Annotated in this window: 10 protein-coding genes; 5 read left to right on the top strand and 5 right to left on the bottom strand. The window is 61.5% G+C overall.

Features of this window, described 5'->3' with window-relative positions; translation table 11 throughout:
- Both ACILRN_RS14065 and ACILRN_RS14060 read right to left on the bottom strand, forming a co-directional pair.
- Positions 1-359 (bottom strand): FAD-dependent oxidoreductase (locus tag ACILRN_RS14065; protein WP_395689308.1); only part of this gene is annotated, 359 nt, incomplete at its 3' end.
- On the bottom strand, positions 356-1,264 hold the full coding sequence (locus tag ACILRN_RS14060) for a LysR family transcriptional regulator (protein ID WP_395689306.1): 909 nt from the start codon (positions 1,262-1,264) through the stop codon (positions 356-358). The genes ACILRN_RS14065 and ACILRN_RS14060, both read right to left, overlap by 4 nt.
- A 102-nt stretch (positions 1,265-1,366) precedes the next feature.
- Here ACILRN_RS14060 and ACILRN_RS14055 point away from each other — a divergent pair, with 102 nt between their 5' ends.
- From ACILRN_RS14055 to ACILRN_RS14035, 5 genes are read left to right on the top strand one after another with little or no spacing between them, the layout of a single operon-like run.
- Entirely contained in the window at positions 1,367-1,564 is a 198-nt protein-coding gene (locus ACILRN_RS14055; RefSeq protein WP_395689304.1) for a hypothetical protein, read from the top strand.
- A gap of 3 nt (positions 1,565-1,567) precedes the next feature.
- Entirely contained in the window at positions 1,568-3,034 is a 1,467-nt protein-coding gene (locus ACILRN_RS14050; protein WP_395689302.1) for a 4-hydroxyphenylacetate 3-hydroxylase family protein, read from the top strand.
- 45 nt (positions 3,035-3,079) lie between these two features.
- Positions 3,080-3,496, top strand: coding sequence for a RidA family protein (locus ACILRN_RS14045; protein ID WP_395689299.1), 417 nt, complete (start codon positions 3,080-3,082; stop codon positions 3,494-3,496).
- Positions 3,497-3,500: 4 nt separating this feature from the next.
- Positions 3,501-4,610: a class II histone deacetylase gene (locus tag ACILRN_RS14040; RefSeq protein ID WP_395689297.1), complete on the top strand. Its 1,110-nt coding sequence runs from the start codon at positions 3,501-3,503 to the stop codon at positions 4,608-4,610.
- A 16-nt stretch (positions 4,611-4,626) separates the two neighbouring features.
- On the top strand, positions 4,627-5,304 hold the full coding sequence (locus ACILRN_RS14035; protein WP_395689295.1) for a DUF1028 domain-containing protein: 678 nt from the start codon (positions 4,627-4,629) through the stop codon (positions 5,302-5,304).
- 14 nt (positions 5,305-5,318) lie between these two features.
- Here ACILRN_RS14035 and argE read toward each other — a convergent pair whose 3' ends face one another.
- From argE to ACILRN_RS14020, 3 genes are all read right to left on the bottom strand, one after another.
- On the bottom strand, positions 5,319-6,470 hold the full coding sequence (argE, locus tag ACILRN_RS14030) for an acetylornithine deacetylase (protein WP_395689293.1): 1,152 nt from the start codon (positions 6,468-6,470) through the stop codon (positions 5,319-5,321).
- 219 nt (positions 6,471-6,689) lie between these two features.
- Positions 6,690-7,625 carry an SMP-30/gluconolactonase/LRE family protein gene (locus ACILRN_RS14025; protein WP_395689310.1) on the bottom strand — a complete coding sequence of 312 codons (936 nt, stop codon included), beginning with the start codon at positions 7,623-7,625 and terminating at the stop codon, positions 6,690-6,692.
- A gap of 7 nt (positions 7,626-7,632) precedes the next feature.
- Positions 7,633-8,320, bottom strand: a 688-nt coding sequence (locus ACILRN_RS14020; protein WP_395689291.1) for an amidohydrolase family protein, incomplete at its 5' end; no start/stop codon positions are given.

Below are 8,320 nucleotides of genomic sequence, written 5' to 3'. Positions count from 1 at the left end.
ACCACACGCAAGGCAAGCTCGGCGCGCGCGCTGGTGATGGCCTTGACCCGATCTGGCATGGAATTGCGCGCCAGCGCCACAAACCACGGCAGGGCGCGAGGAAAATAGGACCACCGGATGGTGAGAGGGCCGAGCGGGTCCATCAGCCAGCCCGGAATCTTGAGCAGCATGCGCGGGTGGACGGTGGGCACGATCTCGGCAAAGGCGAGGCCGCCGGCATTGCCGAACGAGCAGCCCTCGCCCGGTGGCACGCGGTCGATGAGGGTGACGCGGAAGCCTTCACGCTGCAGGAAGGCTGCAGCCGAGACGCCGACGATGCCAGCCCCGATGATGGTGGCAGACGGGATGGTCGCCGTCATGAGCCTATGGCCCGGAAATGGTGCATGCAGTAGCTCTCGAAAGCGGATACCAGAGTTGTCTTGCGCATCTGTTTGAGGCTCGCAAGGGCAATCACGCCGCGCTCGGCGCCATCTGCGATGGGGCGGACGGCCAGGGCTTCGCCGTCATGGGCATGATCGCCGAACGGCCGTGTGACCAGGATGGACCAGCCAAGACCCTGGCCAACCAGGCCACGCACCACTTCCAGCGAGGGTGAAGCGAAGGCGATGCGAGGTGTCATGCCGGCACTTTCGAGAATTCGGGTGAAATAGGTGCGGCTGGGGGCGATGTCGAGCAGCACGAAGGGCTCATCCCTGAGGGCTGTCAGCGGCACGCGCTTCAGCCGCGCAAGGCGGTGGTCGCCTGGCAGCAGCACGTGCGGCGTGAAGGAGGCAAGCGGCGTTACATTGAATTCCGAGGTCATGTCGACGGCATAAAGCAAGGCGAGATCCGTGATGCCGCTGCGCAAGCCCGCGAACAGCTCATCCTGGGTGCCTTCTGCCAGACGAAAGCCGACCTTTGGGTGCTTACTCATAAAACCCTTGATCAAGGCCGGCACGAAGGCTGGTGCGATGGTGGCAAAGCTTGCCAGCGACAATTCACCTTCAACGGCCGTTCCTGCAGCCGTCATGCCGCGCTGGAAGTCCTGCGCATGGCTCAAGAGATTGCGCGCCTCGCTCAAGAAGCGCAGTCCGGCGGGCGAAGGGCTCACGCCCTGGGCGTGGCGACGGATGAAGATCTGGAGCCCCATCTGCTGCTCCAGCTTGGCGAGCGCCGCCGACAGGGTGGGCTGCGCCACGTTCAGCCGGGCTGAAGCCGCCGCCACTGAGCCGTGGTCCGAGATGGCCACTGCATATTCAATCTGCCGGAGCGTATAGCGGAGCATAGGAAAAAACTATCTTGAATGAAGGCATAATCTATTTTTACGAAGCTTGCCCGCATGTCAACCTCCCACTGGTTGGAGCGGGTGAACTGACAGGTGACCGCGATGGGCATGCCGCAGGTGACGTCGGAGCAACTGGTTGCTGCCATGGGATTGGCAGCAACCGGTGTTTCCCGGGTGATGACCGGCGGCCCCTTGGGCCGCATCGGTCTCACGGTGCGCCCCGTCTCCTCGGTTTCCGCCGAGCCGCACGTCTGCTGCAACCGTGCCTTCCGGCGCATCATCCATCATGAGGGGAACTGAGACATGATCAGAACCGGAGAACAGTACCGCGAGTCGATACGCGACGGACGCGACGTCTGGATCAATGGCGAGCGCGTCAAGGACGTAACCCGGCATCCACAGACCAAGCCACTCATCGACATCCGGGCGCGCATCTATGACATGCAGCATGAGGCTGCCACCCGTGATGTGATGACCTATGAGGAGAACGGCGAGCGCTTCCCGATCGGACTCCGCCTGCCTGTCGAGAAGAAGGACTGGGAAGACAAGCGCAAGGCCGTGGATACGGTCATGCATGACATCGGCGGCGTCGTCACCCGGGTGGGTGACGAGACGATCGGCGAGATGTGGTCGCTGTGGGATGGCAAGGACATCCTCAACGAGATCGATCCGCGCTTCGCCCAGAACATCGAGCGCCACATCCATCTGGCGATCAAGAACGATCCGTTCCATGTGTCGGCCAATACCGATCCCAAGGGGGATCGTTCCAAGCGCCCGCAGGACCAGGACCCCGACATGCTGGTGCATGTGGTGAAGGAGACCGATGCCGGCATCATCATCCGCGGCGCGAAATATGAGACGGCCGCCGCCTATTCGAACCAGGCCTTCCTCAAGCCGACCATCGCCAATTGGGGTGATGCCAAGCTCTCCGAATATGCGCTGGGCTGCATCGTCAAGATGAATGCGCCGGGGGTGAAGCACATCTGCCGCACCGGCTTCACCGGCCGCGCCCCGGCGCGAGACTATCCGCTGTCGAACAAGTTCGACGAGGTCGACACACTGATGATCCTCGACAATGTGCTGATCCCCTGGGAGGATGTTCTGTTCTACCAGCACACCCGCGCGGCGGCCTTCATCCGCCAGACGCTGCACCGTTATTCGGCCTTCCCATTCGTGCAACGCACGCTCTCCTATGCTGACCTGATGATTGGCGCCGCGCTGTGGAACGCCCGCCAGACCGGCCTCGACAAGCAGCAGGCCGTGCAGGAGAAACTCTCCGAACTTGCGGTCTGGCGCGAGGGCATCAATGCCCATCTGACCGCCGCGATCGCCATGGGCGAGAGAAGCCCCAACGGTCTGCTGATGCCGAACCAGTCGCTACTGTTCACCGGCCGCTGCCACGCGCTCAACAACCTGCCGCGCATGATGCATCTTGCGCGCGAACTGTGCGGCGGGCAGATCTGCGTGACGCCGGACTCGGCGATGTTTGAGCAGCCAGAAACAAGGCCCTGGATGGAGAAATATTATACCATCAATGACGATTGGCAGGCTGATGACCGCCGCAAGCTCCTCGCTCTGGCGCGTGATCTGCTCAATTCCGATTATGCGGGGCACCGGCTGACTTTCCAGCTCTTTGCCCAGTCGCCGCCTTTCGCACAGTCGGCGGCCGTCTACCGCAACTTCGACTGGAACCAGACGCTCAAATTTGCGCAGAAGGCAGGCGGCCTTTCGGATAATATCTGGGGTGTGACCAGGCAGGCGGCCGAGTGACAGCGGCCGTTCCTGTCGGAACAGACAAGCAAGGGGACCAAGAGAATGACCGCGCACAAGCGTATCCGACCGTTCAACACCAAGCAGACCTACCCGGAGCAGAAGCTTGACAATGACCTGTGCCAGGCCGTCGTGGCGCGGGGCACAATGGTGTTTCTGCGCGGCCAGGTGGCGCAGGATCTCGACACTCGCGAGTCGCTGCATGTCGGCGATGCCACGCTGCAGACCCGCAAGACGATGGAAAACATCAAGATGTTGATGGAGGAAGCGGGCGGTCACATGGACCATATCTGCCGGATTGTGGTCTATCTCACCGATATCCGCTATCGTCAGGAGGTCTACCAGGAAATGGGAAAATGGCTCAAAGGCGTGTTCCCGTGCTCGACCGGGCTGGTCATCACTGCGCTTGCGCGGCCAGAGTGGATCGTAGAGATTGAGGCCACAGCCGTCATCCCGGATTGACTCCATGACCGAGCGCCGTACCGGCTTCTTCTTCGACGAGAAATGCCTTTGGCATTTCGGCAAGCCCCATGCACTGTTTTTCCCGGTGGGTGGTTGGGTGCAGCCGCCCAATGCCGCCGGCTATTGCGAGTCGCCTGACAGCAAGCGGCGGCTCAAGAGCCTGATGGACGTTTCGGGCCTCACCGCACAGCTTGACGTGCGCTCGGCGCCGATGCTTGCCCGCGAGGACCTGCTCCGCGTTCATCCCGCCGCTTATCTTGATCGCTTCGCAGACTTGAGTGTCAAGGGAGGGGGCGACATGGGTTTCGAGGCAAGCTTCGGGCCTGGTGGCTACGATATTGCCAGGATTTCTGCCGGGCTTGCGGCCGACGCTATCGATGCGGTGTTGCGCGGCGAAGTGCACAATGCCTATGCGCTGTCGCGCCCGCCTGGCCATCATTGCCTGCCCGATACCGGCATGGGCTTCTGCCTGCTCGCCAATGGCGCGCTTGCAATCGAACGGGCGATTGCGCGCCACAAGCTGTCCCGTGTTGCGGTTATCGACTGGGACGTGCACCACGGCAACGGCACGGAGGCCATCTTCTACGAACGGCCCGATGTGCTTACCATTTCCCTACATCAGGAAAAGTGCTTTCCGACGGACACGGGCCGCACCGGCGACCGTGGCCGTGGCAGCGGCGAGGGCTACAACATCAACGTGCCACTGCTGCCCGGTGGCGGCCACCAAAGCTATGTGGATGCGATGGAACTGATCGTGCTGCCGGCGCTGGAGCGCTACCGGCCGGAGCTGATCGTGGTGGCTTGCGGCTTTGACGCAAGCATCGTCGATCCTCTCTCCCGCATGATGGCCCACAGCGAAACCTTCCGATATCTGATGCAGGCCACTCGCGATGCGGCGGATCAACTCTGCAAGGGCCGTGTCGTGGTGATCCACGAAGGCGGGTATTCCGAAGCCTATGTTCCGTTCTGCGGCCATGCGCTGATCGAGGCGCTGTCCGGACACCGAACGGCGGTGACCGATCCAAACCTGGAGATCTCCATCGAGCAACAGCCCGGTGCGGAGTTCCAGAAACTGCAACGCCGTATCCTCGAAGAACAGGCGAGGGACCTCTGAGGGAGACAAGACGAGGATGACCTTTTCCATCGCTGGCCGCTGCCCCAAGTCGGGTGGTTTTGGGGTCGCCATTACCACGTCATCAATCGCCGTCGGAGCGCGCTGCCCGCATGCACGCGCCAAGGTTGGCGCGGTTGCGACGCAGAATGTGACGGATCCCAACCTCGGCCCCCTGCTGCTTGACCTGATGGAGAGTGGCATGAGCGCGTCTGCGGCAATCGAAGCCGTGGTGAAGGACCGGCCCTTCATCGATTACCGGCAGCTGACGGCCGTGGACGCGCAAGGGCGGTCTGCCTCCTGGTCAGGCAAGAACATCCTTGGCACGCATGGTGTTTCTGAACAACCTGACTGCGTTGCCGCCGGTAACTTGCTGAAACATGCAAGTCTTCCCAGAACGATGACGGACGCCTTTGCGGCCAATGCCGCGGAGCATCTGGCTGAGCGGCTGTTGCGCGCGCTTGAGGCTGGACACCAGTCGGGTGGCGAGGAAGGCCCGGTGCACTCGGCTGCGCTGATCGTTTATCATGAGCAGGCGTTCCCGCTCGTCTCGCTGCGTGTCGACTGGGACGATGACAATCCCATAAGGCAGCTTCGACGCCTGTGGACGGACTACAAGCCGCAGATGGGCGCCTATCTGCAGCGCGCCATCGACCCCACAGCGGCGCCGAGCTACGGCGTGCCCGGAGATCCTTAGGGAATGACGGCGTTTCAGGCTGACAACTTGTCCACCAATCTCTCGAGCATGCGATCACACTGTGCAAGCTGGGATTCACTGACATGCTCGTCAGGCTTGTGGGCGACCGCGATGTTGCCCGGACCGCAGACCACGGCAGGTGTGCCGAGCGTCTTCTGGAACAGCCCGCCTTCGGTACCAAAGGTGATCTTGCCAGTTGAATTTCCACCCGTCAGGGCATGAACAAATTTCACCGCCTCGCTGTCGACGGGCGTGTTCATGGCAGGATAACTCTGGAGATCCATGAACTCGAAGCGGGCCTTGTCAAAAACACCTCTGTAATTTGATGCGATCGTCTCGGCAGCGGTCTTGATGCGTGTGACGATGACCTGCTCGTTGTCGTTTGGCAGATAGCGGATCTCGAAATCGAAGCTGCAGCGATTAGGCACAATGTTCATGACTTCGCCGCCCTGCATCTTTCCGACATGCAGAGTGGTGTAGGCGACCTCATAATCTCCGTCGCGCTGGCCATTCTGCGCTATGTCGGCCTGTATTGCTCGGATGGCTCCGATCAGATCGGCCGCCATATAGATGGCGTTGACGCCGATTGGAGCAAGGCTTGAATGTGCCTCGAGCCCATAGGCTGTGGCGCGGAAGCCAAGTTTTCCCTTGTGTGCCGTAACCGCCTGCATGAGGGTGGGCTCGCCGACGATGCACAGCCGTGGTTTCACTGGCGCCTGCTTCAGGATGTCGAGCAGACGGCGCACGCCGACGCAGCCGATTTCCTCGTCATATGAGAATGCCAGATGAATTGGCGTATGCAGTTTTCGTGTGGCAGCGATCTCCGCCGCCCTCAGGCAGCAGGCAATGAAGCCTTTCATGTCTGCCGTGCCACGTCCAAAATAGTTGCCCTCGCGGGCGGTCAGGCGGAACGGATCGGACGACCAGGCCTGACCTTCGACGGGAACGACATCGGTATGGCCCGAGAGCACGATGCCCGCCACGGCTTCGGGTCCGATCGTGGCCCAAAGGTTGGCTTTCCGGCCATCTTCGCTGTGGACCAGCATCGTCCGAATTCCGAGGCTTGTCAGGAAATCCTGGACGTAGGCGATGAGATCGAGGTTGCTGTCCCGGCTCACGCTGGGAAACGCGACAAGAGCGTCAAGGTGCTGCAGGCTGGTCTTCATGGGCGCTCACGCTCGGAGATGCTGCGGAAAAATTGGATTGATTTGATACATGTCAATGAGGCCAGCGGATAGATTTTCTAGTCTGACTTTCGATGGCCTTGGCCATCGTGGTGGTGCTGGCCCCGGAGAAAGTCAGCTGTCGCTTCGTTCCCCCCTTTCCCGGGGTCGCCCCATCACCGTCCTCCCATCTGGGTTCCGCTTTGGCGGGACCCTTTTTTGTCAGGGCCATTGCGCGCCGCAGCGGGCAGTCTCGATTGCGTAGATCGATGACGTTGCACAAACAAACAGGCGCGACTTTCCGTAGCCGCCGAACGTGAGATTCGCCACCGTCTCCGGTACGAGGATCTTGCCGAGCCGCTCGCCCTGCGGCGTATAGCAGTGGATACCATCACCAGCTGAAATCCACAGCAAGCCTTCAGTATCGACCCGAAGTCCGTCCGGTACCTTTTCTTTGATGACCGCTACGACACGGCTGGCAGTGAGCCGCTTGCCGTCTACCACCTTGAAGCCGCGCACGTGGCGTGGTCGGCCATCTTCGAAGCCAAAGCCCGAACCACGGGCGTAGCCTGAATCCGCGATATAGAGCTCTGTCTCGTCAGGTGAAAAGGCAAGGCCGTTCGGACGGTCGAAATCATCGGCGACAACGCTCAGTTCGCCGCTCGCCGGGTCGAAGCGGTAGACCTGGTTGTTGCCGATTTCACTTTCGCCTCGGATGCCTTCGTGGTCGGAGATGATGCCGTAGGGCGGATCAGTGAACCAGATCGTGCCGTCTGACTTCACCACGACGTCATTGGGCGAGTTCAGGCGCTTGCCATTCCAATGGCTGACCAGAACCTCGTAGCGCCCGTCAAGAGAGGTGCGGCTGACGCATCGCCCACCGTGCTCGCAGGAGATCATGTTGCCGTCACGGTCGCGGGTGTGACCATTGGTGCGCTGGGCAGGCTGGCGGAACACAGAGAGCCCACCCGACGGAGACCAGCGCATCATGCGATTGTTGGGAATGTCGGAGAAGCGCAGCTCGTTGAGTTCCGAAAACCACACCGGACCTTCTGCCCAGATAAAGCCGGTGGCAAGCCTGGTGAGTGCTGCGCCTGGCGGGAAGAAGGATGTGAAGCGGCTGGAATCGGGTGCGAGGCAGTTGCCGGATGTTGCCATCATGCCGCTAGCCCTTCACAACTGTTGGAATGCGCGTTGCAGGAGGCGTATTGCGGCTGCGCTGGCACTTCACCTGGCCGTCGATCACCACCATGCCGATGCCGGGAAGATCGCCCAATGCGATGCTGGCCAGAAGCGTATCACCCGCCGAGTGCTGTGCCTTGTCCATGAATACGAAATCAGCGGCACGACCCACCTCGATCAGGCCGCAATCAAGTTGCCGCATGCGGGCCGTGTTGCCCGTCGCGAGGCAAATCGCCTGTTCGGCAGGCAGTTCGCCCAGGCCCGAGAGCATCGACACCATGCGCGCGATGCCGAGTGGCTGCACGCCAGAGCCCGCGGGCGCGTCAGTTCCGAGGATCACACGATGAAGTTCGCCCATTTCGCGGGCGAGCCGCAGCGTATAGAGCGCGGCGCGCTCATTTCCATTGTGCACGATCTCGAGCCCGCGCTTGCAGCCCTCGCAGATGCAGCGGATCTGGGAATCGGGAAGTGCGGTGTGGCCGCCATTGATATGACCCACGACATCCGTATCGGCCTCCAGCACCACATCCTTGTCGATCAGTCCTGAGCCAGGAATTGAGGGGCCGCCCGTGTGGATCGTGCTCTGGATGCCATATTTGCGCGCCCATGCCACCATGCGCCTGGCCGTTGGACCATCCTTTACGCCACCAAGTCCCACCTCGCCCAGCAGC

Origin of the sequence: Aestuariivirga sp. (assembly GCF_044238155.1) — a bacterium.
Lineage (GTDB): Bacteria > Pseudomonadota > Alphaproteobacteria > Rhizobiales > Aestuariivirgaceae > Aestuariivirga.
Note: the sequence above shows the minus strand (reverse complement) of the source record. Positions and strands in the feature narration are given on the sequence as shown.